The 15,575-nt window shown below is 64.3% G+C and carries 12 protein-coding genes; 9 read left to right on the forward strand and 3 right to left on the reverse strand.

Annotated elements, in window-relative coordinates:
- The first annotated feature begins 5 nt into the window (after positions 1-5).
- The 7 genes from UP10_RS09880 to UP10_RS09910 all read left to right on the forward strand — a co-directional run bounded on the left by UP10_RS09880 (position 6) and on the right by UP10_RS09910 (position 10,962).
- On the forward strand, positions 6-1,859 hold the full coding sequence (locus UP10_RS09880; RefSeq protein WP_044587114.1) for a TRAP transporter large permease: 1,854 nt from the start codon (positions 6-8) through the stop codon (positions 1,857-1,859).
- Positions 1,860-1,930: 71 nt separating this feature from the next.
- Positions 1,931-2,914, forward strand: a complete 984-nt coding sequence (locus tag UP10_RS09885) for an NAD(P)-dependent oxidoreductase (protein WP_044587115.1) — start codon at positions 1,931-1,933, stop codon at positions 2,912-2,914.
- Positions 2,915-3,073: 159 nt separating this feature from the next.
- Entirely contained in the window at positions 3,074-4,270 is a 1,197-nt protein-coding gene (locus UP10_RS09890; RefSeq protein WP_044587116.1) for an ABC transporter substrate-binding protein, read from the forward strand.
- Between the two features lie 21 nt (positions 4,271-4,291).
- Positions 4,292-5,149, forward strand: a complete 858-nt coding sequence (locus UP10_RS09895; protein WP_044587117.1) for a branched-chain amino acid ABC transporter permease — start codon at positions 4,292-4,294, stop codon at positions 5,147-5,149.
- A complete protein-coding gene (locus UP10_RS09900; RefSeq protein ID WP_044587118.1) occupies positions 5,149-6,948 on the forward strand; it encodes a branched-chain amino acid ABC transporter ATP-binding protein/permease in 1,800 nt (599 codons plus the stop codon). The genes UP10_RS09895 and UP10_RS09900 overlap by 1 nt, the downstream gene beginning before the upstream one ends.
- Entirely contained in the window at positions 6,929-7,675 is a 747-nt protein-coding gene (locus UP10_RS09905; RefSeq protein WP_050043614.1) for an ABC transporter ATP-binding protein, read from the forward strand. Before UP10_RS09900 ends, UP10_RS09905 begins: the two co-directional genes overlap by 20 nt.
- A gap of 98 nt (positions 7,676-7,773) precedes the next feature.
- Positions 7,774-10,962, forward strand: a complete 3,189-nt coding sequence (locus UP10_RS09910) for an adenylate/guanylate cyclase domain-containing protein (RefSeq protein ID WP_156179730.1) — start codon at positions 7,774-7,776, stop codon at positions 10,960-10,962.
- Here the strand turns inward: UP10_RS09910 and UP10_RS09915 are convergent.
- Together UP10_RS09915 and UP10_RS09920 are read right to left on the reverse strand one after the other, a co-directional pair.
- Positions 10,877-11,554 carry a class I SAM-dependent methyltransferase gene (locus UP10_RS09915; RefSeq protein ID WP_044587119.1) on the reverse strand — a complete coding sequence of 226 codons (678 nt, stop codon included), beginning with the start codon at positions 11,552-11,554 and terminating at the stop codon, positions 10,877-10,879. The genes UP10_RS09910 and UP10_RS09915 overlap by 86 nt on opposite strands.
- Before the next feature lie 15 nt (positions 11,555-11,569).
- Positions 11,570-12,046, reverse strand: coding sequence for a hypothetical protein (locus tag UP10_RS09920; RefSeq protein WP_156179731.1), 477 nt, complete (start codon positions 12,044-12,046; stop codon positions 11,570-11,572).
- Positions 12,047-12,253: 207 nt separating this feature from the next.
- On the opposite strand from UP10_RS09920, the gene UP10_RS09925 reads away from it, so the two are divergent.
- Positions 12,254-13,546, forward strand: coding sequence for an MFS transporter (locus tag UP10_RS09925; protein ID WP_044587121.1), 1,293 nt, complete (start codon positions 12,254-12,256; stop codon positions 13,544-13,546).
- 6 nt (positions 13,547-13,552) lie between these two features.
- Here UP10_RS09925 and UP10_RS09930 read toward each other — a convergent pair whose 3' ends face one another.
- On the reverse strand, positions 13,553-14,164 hold the full coding sequence (locus UP10_RS09930; RefSeq protein WP_044587122.1) for a TetR/AcrR family transcriptional regulator: 612 nt from the start codon (positions 14,162-14,164) through the stop codon (positions 13,553-13,555).
- A 158-nt stretch (positions 14,165-14,322) separates the two neighbouring features.
- On the opposite strand from UP10_RS09930, the gene UP10_RS09935 reads away from it, so the two are divergent.
- On the forward strand, positions 14,323-15,555 hold the full coding sequence (locus tag UP10_RS09935) for a cytochrome P450 (RefSeq protein ID WP_044587123.1): 1,233 nt from the start codon (positions 14,323-14,325) through the stop codon (positions 15,553-15,555).
- Positions 15,556-15,575 lie beyond the last annotated feature (20 nt).

Below are 15,575 nucleotides of genomic sequence, written 5' to 3' on the forward strand. Positions count from 1 at the left end.
TCGCGATGTCAGTCGCCGCAGTCGCGCCCAGCACCAGCTATCGGATCACGGCGCCGCTGCTTGGCTTGAGCGACGCGATCGCTGCGGTCCTGCTCGCCGCCGACCTCGTGGTGGTCTGCGTCTCGGTGCTCGCCCGCTATTTGTTCAATGCGCCGGTCGAGTGGTCCGACGACGTCGCCCGCGGCCTGATGGTCGGGTCGAGCTTCTTCGGCGCGGCGAGCGCGCTGGCGCGCAGCGAGAACCTCGGCGTCGCTTTCTTCGTCGACATGCTCGCCTCGAGCGCGCGGCGTGTCGTCGATGCCGTCGGCGCGCTGCTCGTCACCATCGTCGCCGGTTACGTCGCGTTCAACGCTCTCAAGATGGGCTGGCTGACCACCGGGCAGACATCGGGCTCCGGCCTGCCGCTGGAATGGACGTTCTATCCGATGGGCGTCGGCGCGCTGTTCATGACGATCTTCGCCTTCGAGCTGTTCTGCAGCCGGCCGCTGCGCGACATGATCGCGGGCATCGTCGCGACCGGGGTGATCGCCGGCCTCTATCTGGCCTGGGATGCATTCGCGCCGTCGTCGGTACCGTCTTCGCAAACGCTGATGCTGGTCGGCTTCTTCGTCACGCTGGTCGGTGGATTGCCGATCGGATTTGCGCTGGCGCTGGCGGCGCTGATCTTCCTCTGGGTCGAGGGCACGCTGCCCGGCGTGATTTTCGCCCAGCAGATGGCGCGCGGCATAGACAATTTCGTGCTGCTGGCGATCCCGTTCTTCATCCTGGTCGGCTACCTGATGGAAGCCAACGGCATGTCGGTGCGGTTGATCGAGCTGTTGCAGCGCGGGGTCGGGCGCATGCGCGGCGGGCTCAATGTCGTGATGGTGATGTCGATGGTGCTGTTCTCGGGCATCTCAGGCTCGAAAATGGCCGATGTCGCCGCGGTCGGCTCGGTGCTGATCCCGGCGGCGCGGCGCTCGCGGCAGAACCCGGGCAGCGCGGTGGCGCTGCTCGCCGCGTCTGCTGTCATGGCGGAGACGATTCCGCCCTGCATCAATCTGATCATTCTCGGCTTCGTCGCCAATCTCTCGATCGGCGGACTGTTCGTCGCCGGCATGTTGCCTGCCGCCTTGATGGCTGTGGCGCTGATCGCGGTGTCGATCATCTTCGGCAAGCGCCCGGCTGATGTCAGCGACACCGAACCGCGCGCGGCGGTGTCCGGCCTGTGGACCGGCGCGATCGCGTCGTTCGGGCTGATCTTCATGATCTTCTTCGGCTTCAAGAGCGGCTTTGCCACCGCTACCGAAATCTCGGCCTTTGCCGCGGTCTATGCGATTGCGGTCGGCAGCCTGCTGTTCCGCGAGCTTGGCGTGAGGAGCCTCGCGCATTGCTTCGTGCAATCGGCGACGCGCTCGGGGCTGGTGCTGTTCATCGTCGCGGCGGCGCAGTCGCTCGCTTTCATCCTGACGCTGCAGCAGGTGCCGCACGCGGTCGGCGAGTTCATGCTCTCGATCTCCGGCAGCCACGGCGTCTGGCTGTTCCTGCTGTTGTCGATCGCGGTGCTGATTGTGATGGGCTCGGTGCTCGAGGGCGCGGCGGCGCTGATCATCTTCGGGCCGCTGTTGCTGCCGGTCGCGGTCAAGCTCGGCATCGATCCCTTGCATTTCGGCGTGGTGCTGGTGATCGCGATGGGGTTAGGCCTGTTCGCGCCGCCGCTTGGGCTCGGGCTCTACGGCGCCTGCCTGATCGGCAATGTGCCGATCGAGCAGACCATCAAGCCGATCCTGGGCTATCTCGGCCTGCTGCTACTGTGCCTCCTGGTGATCGCCTTCGTGCCCGCCATCAGCACGGCGCTGCCGCGTGCGCTGGGTTATTAGAGCATGATCCGGAAAAGTGGAGACCGGTTTTCCGAAAAGATCATGCTCAAACTAAGAAAAGGGATGCGCGCGTGAAGGTTCTGCTCGCCCATACGCCGCAGATGCGCCGCGACTATTATGGCGAGCGCAGCTTGAGCGGGCTGCGTGCGGTGGCGGACGTCAAGCTGCATGAGGGTGACGAGGCGCTCGACGCGGCAGCCCTGGTGACCGCCGCTGATGATGTCGACATCATCGTCGCTGACCGTATGACGCCGGGCCCCGGCGAAATATTTCCGCGTCTGCCGCGGCTGCAGGCCTTTGTGCGCTGCGCTGTCGACATCCGCAACATCGACGTCGAAGCTGCGTCCACCGCCGGCGTGCTGGTGACGCAGGCAAGCCCCGGCTTCATCCAGTCGGTCGCCGAGCTCGCGGTCGGCTTCATGGTCGACCTGTCGCGCGGCGTCTCGCGCGCTACCGCGGAGTATCACGCGGGGAGGACTCCCGACGTTGTGATGGGCCGGCAGCTTGCCGGCAGCGCCATCGGCATCATTGGTTATGGCGCCATCGGTCGCGCTCTCGCCGGGATCGCAAAGGTGCTCGGCATGAACGTGCTGGTCGCCGATCCCTTCGCCACCATCGACGACGCCGCGATCCGGCGTCTGCCGCTCGACGATCTCCTGGCGCAGGCAGACTACGTCGTCTGCCTTGCGGTCGCCAATGCGCAGACCGAGAACCTGATCGGGGCGGCCGCGCTGGCGCGAATGCCAAAGCACGCATTCTTCATCAACCTGTCGCGCGGCAATCTCGTCGACGAAGTGGCGCTTGCGGTCGCATTGCGCGACAACCGCATCGCCGGTGCGGCGATGGATGTCGGCCGCGCGCTCGACCAGATGCCGACACCGGGGCTTGCGAAGCTCTCCAACGTGATCGCGACACCGCATGTCGGCGGCCTGACGCCGCAAGCGATCGAGCATCAATCGGCGGAGACAGTGCGCCAGGTTGCCAAGATCATTGCCGGCGAAATTCCCGTCGGTGCAGTCAATGCCGATCGGTGGTCGCGACGGCCAAAGCCATGAACGAAGGTTGCGAGGTCAATGCGGGGATGGGGCTGGACAAGACCTTTGTCTCTGGCCCAAACTTGAGTTGACCGAAACCGCAGCCATTGAAGCCGTGGACAATGAACAAACGGACGTCCGCAACCAAACGACGGGCGCCGCAAAGAGGGAGTGCATCACATGGCCGTTTCACGCCGTGACGTTTTGTTGGGCAGCGCCGGTGCACTCGGCGCCGCATCCTTCTCGTTCCCGGCTCCGGCCATCGCCCAAACCGAACCGATCAAGATCGGCTGCCTCGCGGCGATCACCGGTCCAAGCTCGGCACCAACTGTCGGCTTCAATCGCGGCGTCAATTTCGCGGTCGAGGCCATCAATAGCGGCGGCGGGGTGAAGGGCCGCAAGATCGAACTGGTGATGCGCGACACCCAAGGCGATCCGACCAAGGCGGTCAACGCCACCCAGGAGCTGATCAGCCAGGCTAAGGTTCATGCGATCTGGGGACCGCTGAATTCGGGCGAGGCACTGGCGACCACGCCGATCATGGCGCGCGCCAAGATGCCGGATCTTCACCCCTGCGTCGTCGAGACCCTGATCGATCCGGTCAAGTTCCCCAATGCGTTCCGCATCGCGCCATCAAATAGCCAATGGGACGATGCGGTGCGCAATTATTGTCTCAAGATCCTCAAGGTGAAGAAGGTCGCAGTCATCGGTGACACCACCGGATACGGCGTCACTGCGGTTGGCGCGTCGGTCACGGCCTTCAAGAAGGACGGCGCCGAGGTGGTCTATCAGGCCAATGTCGATTCGACCCAGCCCGACATGACGCCGGACATGCTGCGTGCCAAGAACGCCGGCGCCGAGGCGATCGTGGTGTGGAGCGTCTCGACCGGTATGGAGGCGCGCATGTTCAACACCCGCGCCGCGCTGAATTGGGACGTTCCCTTCGTCGGTCATCCCTCGCTGGCGTCGGGCGAGCTTGCCAACCTCGTCGCCAAGCCGGAGAACTGGAAGAAGGTCTATGCGATCGGCTACAAGAGCTGCAGCTATGACAGCGCCGGCAAGCTGCCGCCGAAGAGCGCGGATCTGGTCGCGCGCCTGGCCAAAGCCAACGTCGCGCTGAACGACACGCTGTTGTGGTGGATCGCGGGCGGCATCGATTGCATCGAGCTGATCGCCAAGGCAGTTGCGGAAAGCGGCTCGACCGACGGCGCTGACATCATCAAATACTGGAACACGCTGTCGGCCTATCCCGGCTATTTCGGCAACTACCATTTCTCGCCGACCGAGCATAACGGCTACCTGACCGAAGAGATCGTGATGTCGGAGTCCAGCACTGCGAAGAACGGCACCTTCGCACTGGCGCCGGGCTACACTTAAAGCGCGGGCGAGGGGCAGAAGATGCTCGCCTCGATCCTTGCCTCCGGTCTCGCGGCGGGCGCGATCTACGCGCTGGTCGGCGTCACCTACAACACGATGTTCTCGACCTCGCGGGTGATGAGCTTCACCGCCGGCCAGCTCGCCATGTTGGGCGGCGTGTTCGGCTCGATGTTCACGTTGAAGCTGGGCCTGCCGGTTGCCATAGGCTTCCTGCTGACGCTCGCTTGCTGCGCCGTGATCGGGATCATCACCGAATTCGTCGCGGTGCGGCCGGTACTGAAGAATCTCGACCAGCACCTCTACGTGCTGTCGACGCTCGCGGTGGCGCTGATGATCCAGCAGATCACCGCGATCAAATGGGGCACCGAGCCGCAACCGTTCCCACGCGTGGTTGGGCTGGGTGAGGGGGTCCTCGACGAGAAATTCTGGCTACCGGTTGTGGCCTGCGCCGTCACGATTCTGGGCCTCGAATATCTCTACCGCCGCACGCTGGTCGGTCGCGCCTTTCTGGCCATCGCGGAGGACAATTTTGCGGCGCGGGCGCTCGGATTGCCGGAACGGAATCTGCGGGTCGCAAGCTACGCGCTCGCGGGCGTGGTTGGCGGCATCGCCGGCTTCTCCGGCGGGCAACTGCTGCTCGCTTTCTTCGCCAATGGCGCGTTGCTGAATTTTTACGGCTTCGTGCCGGTAGCGCTCGGCGGGCTCGGCAACAATCGCGGGGCGATCATCGGCGGGCTGGCGCTCGGCCTGTTCCAGCAGGCCGCGAACTTCCTGGTCGGCGGCATCTTCTCCTCGATCGCCGTGTTCACGCTGTTCATCGTGGTCCTGCTCGCCGCGCCGCAGGGACTGTTCGGTGCGTCGACCGCGCGGAGGGTGTGATGACCGCGCTCACTGCCACTCCGTCCCGGACCGGTAGTGGCGCATGGCGCACGGCCTTGCCGCAGGTCGCGCCGTTCCTGGGCATCCTCGCACTCGCATTGCTGCTGCCGTTCGTCAGCAACGACTATTGGGCGCTGATCGGCACTCGCATGGCGATCTACTGGGTGCTGGTATCAGGCCTGAACCTGGTCGTCGGCTTCGCCGGTCATCTCGCGATCGGCTACGTCGCGCTGCTGACGCTCGGTGCCTACACGACCAGCGTGCTGGTCGCGGGCAATGTGATGCCGGCTATTCCGGTGTTTGCCGCGTTGCCGGTCGCAGGCTGCATCGGGGCGATTTTCGGCGTGATCGTCGGCCTGCCGGCGCTGCGGCTGCGCACCTTCTACTTCGCCATGTCGACGCTGGGGTTTGCGACCATCGTGACCCAGATCGCGCTGGCCTGGCAGAGCGTGACCGGCGGCGGCATCGGCATCGCCGGTCCCGAATTCCCGGCGCCATTCAACACGCCGTGGGGTTTCTACGGCCTCTGCATCGCCTTCGCGGCTGTTACCACCTGGATGAGCGCCAATATCGCGCGCAGCCGGTTCGGGCGCGCCTTGATCGCGGTGCGCGATGCCGAAGTCGCCGCCGAAGCCACCGGCATCTCCAAGCCGAAGATGCTGGTCGCGATCTTCCTGTTCGCCGGTGCGCTTGCCGCGATCGCCGGCGGACTGTTTGCGACGTTGCAGACCTACATTACGCCGGATGCCTTCACCTTTGATCTCTCGGTGCTGTTCTTCATCGCGATCCTGATCGGCGGCCGCGGCTCGATCCTGGGGCCGATGCTCGGCACCATTATCCTGACCATCCTGCCGGAGATCGCTTCACCCTTGGCGGCATGGTCGACATTTCTCTACGCCGTGCTGCTGCTGGTGATCGTGCTGGTGATGCCCGGCGGCATCGCGGCGCTGCTCGATTTCCGCAACCGTCGTCCGCTCGCGAGCAACCGCGCCATCGTCCCGCGGCCGGCTGTTCTCGCCGAGATCGTGCGCCGGCGGGCCGGCGGCAAGGCGCTGAAGCTGCGCGGCATCGCGCTGAGCTTCGGCAATGTGAAGGCGATCGACGGGCTCGACCTCGACGTCGCGCCCGGCCAGATCCACGGCCTGATCGGTCCGAACGGCAGCGGCAAGACCACGACGCTCAACGTGATCTCGGGCTACTACGCCGCGAAAGCCGGCACCATGACGCTTGGCGACGAGGTGCTGCCCGCGGGCCTGCCCGTGCTGCGCGCCGTCAGCGGCATCGCGCGCACCTTCCAGACACCGCGCGTGATCGGCGAGGCCTCGGTGCTGGAGAATGTCATGATCGGCGGGTCGATCGAGGGCCGGGCCAGTTTCGTCGAGGCAATGCTTGATTTGCCGCGCAATAGCGCGGACGAGCGCTTGCTCGCCGCCAAGGCGCGGACGCTGCTCGGCGTCGTCGGGCTGGAAAGCCTCGTCGATGTGCGGGCCGATCGCCTGCAGCACAGCGAACTGCGCTTCATCGAGATCGCACGCGCGCTGATGCTCGATCCGGATTTCCTGCTGCTCGACGAGCCCGCGGCAGGTCTTTCCAATGACGAGATCGCGCGGCTGGCTGCGCTGATCAAGGCGGTCTGCAGCCGCGGCACCGGCGTGCTGCTGGTCGAGCATCATGCCGATCTGATCTTCGACATCTGCCACCAGGTCACGGTGCTCAATCTCGGCCGCACGCTGGCGGCGGGAACGCCGGCGGAGATTCGTGTCCACAAGGAGGTCATCAGTGCTTACCTCGGCGGCTGAACCTCTGCTCGCGGTGCGCGCGTTGGAATCCGGTTACGGAAAAATCCGCGTGCTGCACGGCATCGATCTCACCATCGCCGCCGGCGAAGTTGTCGCCTTGCTCGGTCCCAACGGCGCCGGCAAGACCACGCTGCTGCGCGCGATGTCGGGGCTGCTGCCTGTTACCGCCGGGCATATCCGGTTCGACGGCCGCGATATGACCAATGCCACGCCGCGCGATGCGGCGCGTGCCGGCCTCGTGCATGTGATCGAGGGCCATCGCGTGTTCACGCAGATCTCGGTCACCGACAATCTGCTGCTTGCCGGCTACGATCTGCCGCGCGCCGAACGCAGCGGGCGAATCGAGGAGGCGCTGTCGTTCTTCCCGGAGATCGCCGAGAAGCGCCACGAGCGCGGTGGCGCGCTCTCGGGCGGACAGCAGCAGATGCTGACGGTGGCGCAGGGCCTGGTCCGTCGTCCCCGGCTGTTGATGCTGGATGAACCCTCCGCCGGCCTGTCGCCGGTGCTGGTCGACCGCGTCCTCGATGTCATCGACCGGTTGCGCCAGCAGGGCACCGCCGTGCTGCTGGTCGAGCAGCTGCTGGAAAAGGCGCTAGCGTCCGCCGACCGCGTCTATGCCCTGGTGCAGGGCGCAATCGCGCTGGAGGCGCCGACCGGCGAAAGCGACCTGCCGCACCGGCTCGAGCGCGCTTATTTCGGCCACGAAAGCCATGCGCTGGGGGTTTGAGGCGCCTTATCCCGGCCTCGCTTAAAGGTAGGGCTTGGCGTTGGACGCCGATTCTGGCTTCATAGGCACATGTGGCCGGCCCCCGATCGTGCCTGGGCGTGCCGGAGTCTGTAAACGGACAGCAGATCGGGAAGGTGGTGTTGATGCTGTGCCCGGCCTGTCAGACTGAGACCCTCGGGGAAGATGGCGTCTGCCGGTCGTGTGGCCTCAGCTTTACCGCCGTCTGTCTGAATTGCCAGCATGCCAATCTCGAATCGGCACGGTTTTGCGGTGCCTGCGGTGAGCGCCTGGTCCAGGTCCAGCCGGTTGGCGAGCGCAAGGTCGTCACCGTGATGTTTGCCGACATTGTCGGCTCCACCGAATTGATCGGGGACAACGATCCCGAGCTCGCCCTTGATCGCCTTCCGCCCGCGCTGGCGCGGATGGGCAATGCGGTCCAGCAGTTTCACGGCACCATCATGCGCAGCATGGGCGACGGGCTGATGGTCATCTTCGGCGTCCCCCATGCCCAGGAGGACCACGCGCTGCGTGCCTGCCAGGCGGCGCTCACGATGATGCAGTCGTCGCGGGACAACGACATCGTGCTGCGCGTCGGCATTCATTCCGGGGAAATCGTCGCGGGCGTGCCCGACAGGTTCACCAAGGAGCAGAGCGTCTACGGTGCCGCCGTACATCTGGCGAGCCGGCTCGAGCATATGGCCCAGCCGGGCGACATCTGCGTCACCGAGTCGACGTTCAAGCTGGTGCAGGCATCTTGCGATGCGCGTGCCTTGGGCCATCAGGACGTGAAGGGATTTCCGCGGCCGATCGGCATCTACCGGCTGGTCGGCATGACGCCGGCGCGCGCGCCGTTCCGTGATGCTGTCGCCGGCACCTATCGGGGGCGCGATGCCGAGCTTGCGATCCTCCAGCAGGCGTTTGCCGGGGCCGAGCAGGGCGCCGGCAAGGTGATCGGGATTTCGGCGCCGCCCGGCATCGGCAAGAGCCGTCTGTGCTTCGAATTCGCCCGCAGCGCCAGGGAGCGTCTGGTGCCGGTGCAGGAGGCAAGCGCATCGCCCTACGACCATTCCGGCCCGCTGCAGCCACTGCTGGAATTCTTCCGCAACTTCTTCCGGATCGCCTCGAGCGACGATGCGGAGGCGGCGCGCTCCAAGATCGCGGAACGGATCGAGTCCTCGGTCCCGCATTTGATGGACGACGTGGCGTTGCTCGCCGATTTTCTCGGCATCCGCGATCCGCAATCCCCGGCGCCTGCGATGGAGCCAAAGACGCGGCACACGCGGCTTGTCAATCTCGTGGTAAGCCTCGTGCGCGACGGCACGCGCACGCCGTCGGTGATTATCATCGAGGACATCCACTGGCTCGACGAGGCGAGCATCGAGTTCGTCTCGGCGCTGGTGAATGTCGCGCATGTCAGCCGCGCACTGATTATTCTCACCTACCGGCCGAGCTATCATGCGCCGTGGCAGGAGGGGCCGGAATTCAAGGAGATACGGCTCGTCGAACTCCGTGATGAGGATATTTCCGCCTTGATCGAGGACGTGATCGGCGATCATCCATCCACCGGCGCAATTTCCGGCAGCATTGTCGAACGAAGTGGCGGGAATCCGTTCTTCGCGGAGGAATTGATCCGGTCGCTGATAGATGGCGGCGATCTCACCGGCAGGCCTGGCCATTACGAGACGTCCGGGCAGGTATCGCCTGAGACACTGCCGGCGACGGTCCAGACTGTGATCGGTGCGCGCATCGACCGCCTTGCGCCGATGGACAAGGAGGTGCTGCAGATCGGCGCTACGATTGGACGGGAATTTCCACTTTCGGTGCTGGCCGAAGTGACACGCACGACCTACACCGATCTCGTTGGCATTCTCGGCCGATTGTCGCAGCTTGAGTTGATCCAGGCGGGGGCCAGCGAGACTGAGCAGGTTCGCTTTGCCTTCCGCCATCCGCTGATCCAGGAAGTTGCCTACGCCATGCAACTGCGCACACGCCGCGTCGAGTTGCATGCCGCGGTGGCCAGGGCGCTTGAGCGCTTCCACCACAATCAGCTGAGCGAATATGCCGACCCGATCGCCCATCATTTCGAGGCGGCGAAGGATTATGCGCCGGCGGCCGCCTACACCGCGCGCGCTGCGGCCTGGATCGGCACCACCAATTCGCGCCTGGCGATGAAGTCGTGGCTGAAGGTCCGCCGGCTGCTACAATCGCTGCCTTATTCGTCCGAGACCAATCAGCTGCGCATGCGTGCATCGCTGCAGATCGTGGCTCTTGGCTGGCGCGATGGTATGACTGTCGAAGAGGCCGCGCCGTTCTTCAAGGAAGCGCTCGATATCGCGCGGGATTTGAAGGACTCGGTCTCGGAGGTGTTGATCCTCGCCGCCTTTGGCCGAATCTCCACCTGCACCGGCTCGGCGGATGAATACGCAAAGCAGGTGTTGCAGGCGATTGATTTGTCCGACAGCACGGACCTCAGCGTCCAGGCGATACTGCTTGTGTTCCTCTGCCAGGCCTACGGCCACGCCGGCAAGCTGCGGGAAGCGCTCGCGGCCGGCGATACCGCCCTTCGCCAGATCGACAACATCCGGAAATCCCACGAGGCGGTGATCGGATTCAATGTGAAGCGCTGGGCTGAGAGCCTGCGCACACGGATCTTGGCGCGGATGGGCAGCTTCGACATTGCACGCAACTGCATTGCGCAGTTGATATCGAGCGAGCAGGAACACCCCGATGCGGCCATCCAGTCAATACCGCACCATGCCGGCGCCGAATTGGCCTGGCTGATGCATGACCGGGAGCTTGCCGGATTTCATAGTCAGCGCATCGACGAGATCGCTGCTACAAGCAGCATCCCTTACCTCGCGGTCTATGCGAATGCGTTCCGCGGGCTTGCGCTGTCATTATCCGGAGATCACGTCGGGGCGATTCAGAAGATTGAATCAGCCATTCACCTTGCGCGGGAGGTTTTTGCCGGCCTGGAATACGAAAGCGACATGCTGGCGTTCTTGGCGGAAATCCATCTTAGGAATGACAGTCCTGCCGCGGCCTTCCGCGCTGCCGAAAACGCCATCGCGATCGCGTCGGAGCGGCGATCGCGCCTTGCGGAGTGTCGTGCCACGCTGGTGCTGGCACAGGTGGTCAGCGCAGGAAGCGTACAGCATCCGGGATATCGGCTGAGTGACCTGCTGGCCCGCGCCCGGGACCTTATCGAGGAGACCGGCGCGCGGCCTTTCGAGAGCCTGTTCCCGCTCGCACAGTCGTCGGCGGGGTCTTGCGGACAAGAAGCGTGAATTCCTGAAGTCCGTAGCCGGTGATCAACTCCACGCGGCCAAACCGCTCGCAAAGCGGCGTCCACCGCTCCGGCGCGGCGCGATACAGCCCCGCCTCGGCAGGGGCCTCATCGCGAGGCAGCATGAAATTCACGGCAAAACCAATCCGGCTGCTGGCCTCGAGATCGGTGAGAATCGCCTCGACATAGACTTCCCATTTGTCGACGGGATGACCGAGCCGGACGTTGAAGGTGCCGCTTGTGAGCGAATAGTCGGCGAGTGCGCCGCACTGCGAACCCTCGGCGAACTCGGCCTGCGTGTTGCCGGCCCAGCGGGTACGGGCGGCAGCGATCATCGCCGGCGAAATGTCGATACCGCGATAGGTCACCTTTGCATCGCCATGCCGCATGGCCAGGAATTCCAGCAACGCGCCGTAGCCGCAGCCGAAATCGTTCAGGCTGAACGTTTGCCCGAAATCGCATAGCTTCAGGAGCTGGACGAAGCGCAGATACTGCGAGAGCACGTTCGGCCAATCAACCCCGAGCGGGGTCGGGCCGTGACGCTCCAGCGTTCCGGAATAATAATCGCGAACCTTGGCGTGCAGTTCGAGCATCGCCGAGGTTTCACGCTATTTCTTCCGCTTGCCCGCCTTCGGGTGGCCGGCCCCGATCGTTGGCATCGAGATCGTGAGAAAAACCAAAGGGGAAAAACTCAGGACGCGATCGCCGGCCGTCACCTTCACGACGCCCTTCGGTTGGTCCCCTGAGTGCGAGGTAAAGAACACCGACAACGGCTTGCCGCTCTCGAGATTGCCTTGCAGCGACGCGATGATTTGATTGTGTCCATTCAGCTTCGACGGCTTGCCGTCGACCGACGCGCCCGCCTTCTTCAGCAGATTCAGATACTTGAAAAACCCCTCGCGATCCTCTTCGCCAACCGGCGCAATATTGAGCAGCCCGAAGGACATCCGCAGCGTATGCTGCGGCGAGAAGACCTTGAACTCCTTCTGGAACTGGACCATTTCGCCCAGGGCTTCAGCAATAAATCGGGAATTCATCTGTTGTAGAAGATCCGGGACGTAACGGTCGGCAACCAAACTGCCCATGGTATTTCTCCCCAAAAAGCCATGATAACCCGATTCCCTGCTTTCGGCGAGATGTCGGCGGATGGCTAGCTCACGGTACAATCACCAAATCGCACCGCTGTCTATGAATTGCTTCACAGAGTTGACCATGCATGATGCAAAGTCGACGTCTTTCATGAGCCGCCATGTCCGGTTGGCTTCTTATCCATCCCATTCCACAGTGCTTTCATGCGCCCCCGCTTTTTCTACGGCTGGATCATCGTCGCGGTGACCTTCGTCACCATGGCGATCGGGGTCAACGCGCGGACCGCGTTCTCGCTGTTCTATCCGCCGATCCTCAGCGAGTTCGGCTGGGAGCGCGGCGTCACCGCCGGCGCATTCTCGTTCGGCTTCGTGGCCTCGAGCATTGCGAGCCCACTGATCGGCCGGTTGATGGACCGACGCGGGCCGCGCGCGGTGATGGAGATTGGCGTCCTCTTGATGGGATCGGGGCTGCTGCTGGCGCCGCTGACCTCGCAGCCCTGGCATCTCTATCTCACCATCGGCGTGCTGGTCGGTTCCGGCAGCGTCTGCCTCGGTTATTCCGGCCAGTCGCTGTTCCTGCCGAACTGGTTCACCCGCCGCCGCGGGCTGGCGATCGGGCTGGCCTTCGCCGGCGTCGGGATCGGCTCGGTAACGCTGCTGCCATGGGTGCAGCACATGATCGAGCAGACCGGCTGGCGCACCGCCTGCACCGCGATGGGGATCGTGGTGTTGGTCGTGCTGGCGCCGATCAATCTCTTACTGCACAGGCGGCCCGAGGATATCGGGCTGCAACCCGACGGTGATGCTGCGCCGACGGCGACATCGGCCAGGCCGGCCTCCAACATCGTCGATCCGGCTTGGGCCAGCGTCGACTGGACGCTGCCGCGCGCGCTGCGCACCACGCAGTTCTGGTGGATCGCGATCGGCTATTTCTGCGCGCTGTATATCTGGTACGCGGTGCAGGTGCACCAGACCAAGTTCCTGCTTGATATCGGCTTCAGCTCCAGCGTCGGCGTCTGGGCGCTCGGGGTGGTCAGCTCGCTCGGCATTCCCGGCCAGATCTGGCTCGGCCATCTGTCCGACCGCATCGGCCGCGAATGGGTCTGGGCGATCGCCTGCTTCGGCTTCGCGATCTGCTTTGCCGCGCTGGTGGCCCTGAAATTCTGGCAGGTCATGCCGCTGATCTATCTGATGGTCTTCACGCAAGGCGCACTCGGCTACGGGCTCACCTCCGTGATGGGGCCAGTGGTGCTCGAGATATTCCAGGGCAAGCACTACGGCAGCATTTTCGGTACCATCATGCTCGCCGCGCTGGCCGGTGGCGCCGCGGGACCGTGGGTGACCGGGCAATTGTATGATCTGTCCGGCAGCTATACGGCGGCGTTCATCCTTGGCATCGCCGTCAGCCTGCTGTCGGCCATTGCGATCTGGCAGGCCGCGCCGCGCAGGGTCCGCGCCGTCGCGGGGCAGATGCATAAGATCGGCAGCGCGACGTGAGCAGGATCAGGCGGGCGCAACCCCGATCGCCCGTTGCAGATCGGTGATCGCGCGCAGGAAGCTGTCGGATGGCGTGGTCTCCGGATCGATCAGGCGGTGCAGCCGGAAACCGTCTTCCAGCGCCAATACGATCGCACCGGTCCATTCCGGGTTGATCACGCCGTTCCTGCCGGAATTTCTCAGCGTGGTCGCGACGATGTCGGTGATCAGCTTGCGGCGCGCGCGCAGCCGCTTGGCGAGCTCGGGCCGGCGCTTCTCGGCGCGCGCTACGAACAGGATCATCTCCATATGCAGGAGAGGCGAGCGGCCGAGCGGATCCTGCCGGCTGCGATCCATCGTCCTGAGCGCCTCGAGGAAATCCGGAAGGTACTTGTGCCTGTCGAGCAAATCGAGATTGCGCCGGATCGTTTGCTCGACGTGATCCTCGAGCATCGCGATGATCAACTCGTCCTTCGTTTTGAAGTTCGAATAGAAGGCGCCGCGGGTGAAACCGGCCGCGGCCGCGATCGCCTCGATGCTTGCGCCGCCGATTCCCTGGTCCTCGAACACCCGCGCCGCCGCCTCGAACAGCTTCTCGCAGGTGTCGTCCCGTGTCGGTCTGGTTCGAACCCTTGACATCCGCGCAGTTTAGGGCATATTGCAACTCAATACAAGAGTGTATCGAGTTGCATTTGACCAAACCAAGATAGCCAGGCCGTTGCAGGTCCGGCCCCGAGGATAACACCAAGGCGCGTCAAGGTGCAGGCACCGGCGCAGCCCAGCGAGCGAGGGTCACCATGAACGAGCATGTTCAGTCGGCGAGCAATGAACCGCTTTTCAATCCACTGGCGCCTGAATTCATCCGCAACCCCTATCCGTATTACGAGCGGTTGCGCACCATGGACCCGATGCACGTCAACGCGCACGGCGCCTTTGTCGCCAGTCGGCATGCCGAGGCGAGCCTCGTGCTGCGCGACAAGCGCTTCGGCAAGGACTATGTCGAGCGCAGCATCCGCCGCTACGGGCCCAAGATCATGGACGAGCCGGTCATGCGCAGCATGGGCCACTGGATGCTGCAGCAGGACCCGCCGGATCACACCCGTCTGCGCGGCCTCGTGGTCAAGGCCTTCACCGCGCGCCGGGTCGAGGACATGCGGCCGCGCATCCAGCACGTCGTCGACGAGACGCTCGACCGCATCATTCCGCAAGGGAAGATGGACCTGATCGAGGATTTCGCCTTCCGCCTGCCGGTCACCATCATCTGCGACATGCTGGGAATCCCCGAGGAGCACCGCGAGGCCTTCTACAATGGCTCGCGCGATGGCGGACGCCTGCTCGAGCCGGTGCCGATGACATCCGAGGAGATCAAACAGGGTAACGCCGGCAACGCGATGGCGGCGATGTACTTCCACCAGCTGTTCGAACTGCGTCGCAAGCAGCCCGGCGACGACCTCACGACGCAGCTGGTGCAGGCCGAGGAAGACGGCCAGAAGCTCACCAACGAGGAGCTGACGGCCAATATCATCCTGCTGTTCGGCGCCGGCCATGAGACGACGGTGAACCTGATCGGCAACGGTCTGCTCGCGCTCTATCGAAACCCGGACCAACTCGCGTTGCTCAACGCCAATCCCGGCCTGATTACCAATGCGATCGAGGAGTTCCTGCGCTACGATTCCTCAGTGCAGATGACCGGCCGGGTCGCGCTGGAGGATATCGAGGATCTCGGCGGCAAGCGCATCCCGAAGGGCGAGAGTGTGCTGTGCCTGCTCGGCTCGGCCAATCACGACCCGGCGGTCTATCCCGACCACCCCGAAAAGCTCGACATCGAGCGGCCGAACGTGAAGCCGCTGTCGTTCGGCGGCGGCATCCATTTCTGCCTCGGCGCCCAGCTGGCGCGGATCGAGGCGGAGATCGCGATCTCGACCCTGCTGCGCCGGCTTCCGGACCTGCGGCTCGATGACGCGGAGAATCCGGAGTGGCGGCCGACCTTCGTGCTGCGCGGGTTGAAGAGCCTGCCCGCGAGCTGGTGATCGCTCGATCTTTCGGGCGC

Source organism: Bradyrhizobium sp. LTSPM299, from assembly GCF_000938235.1.
Taxonomy (GTDB): Bacteria; Pseudomonadota; Alphaproteobacteria; order Rhizobiales; family Xanthobacteraceae; genus Bradyrhizobium.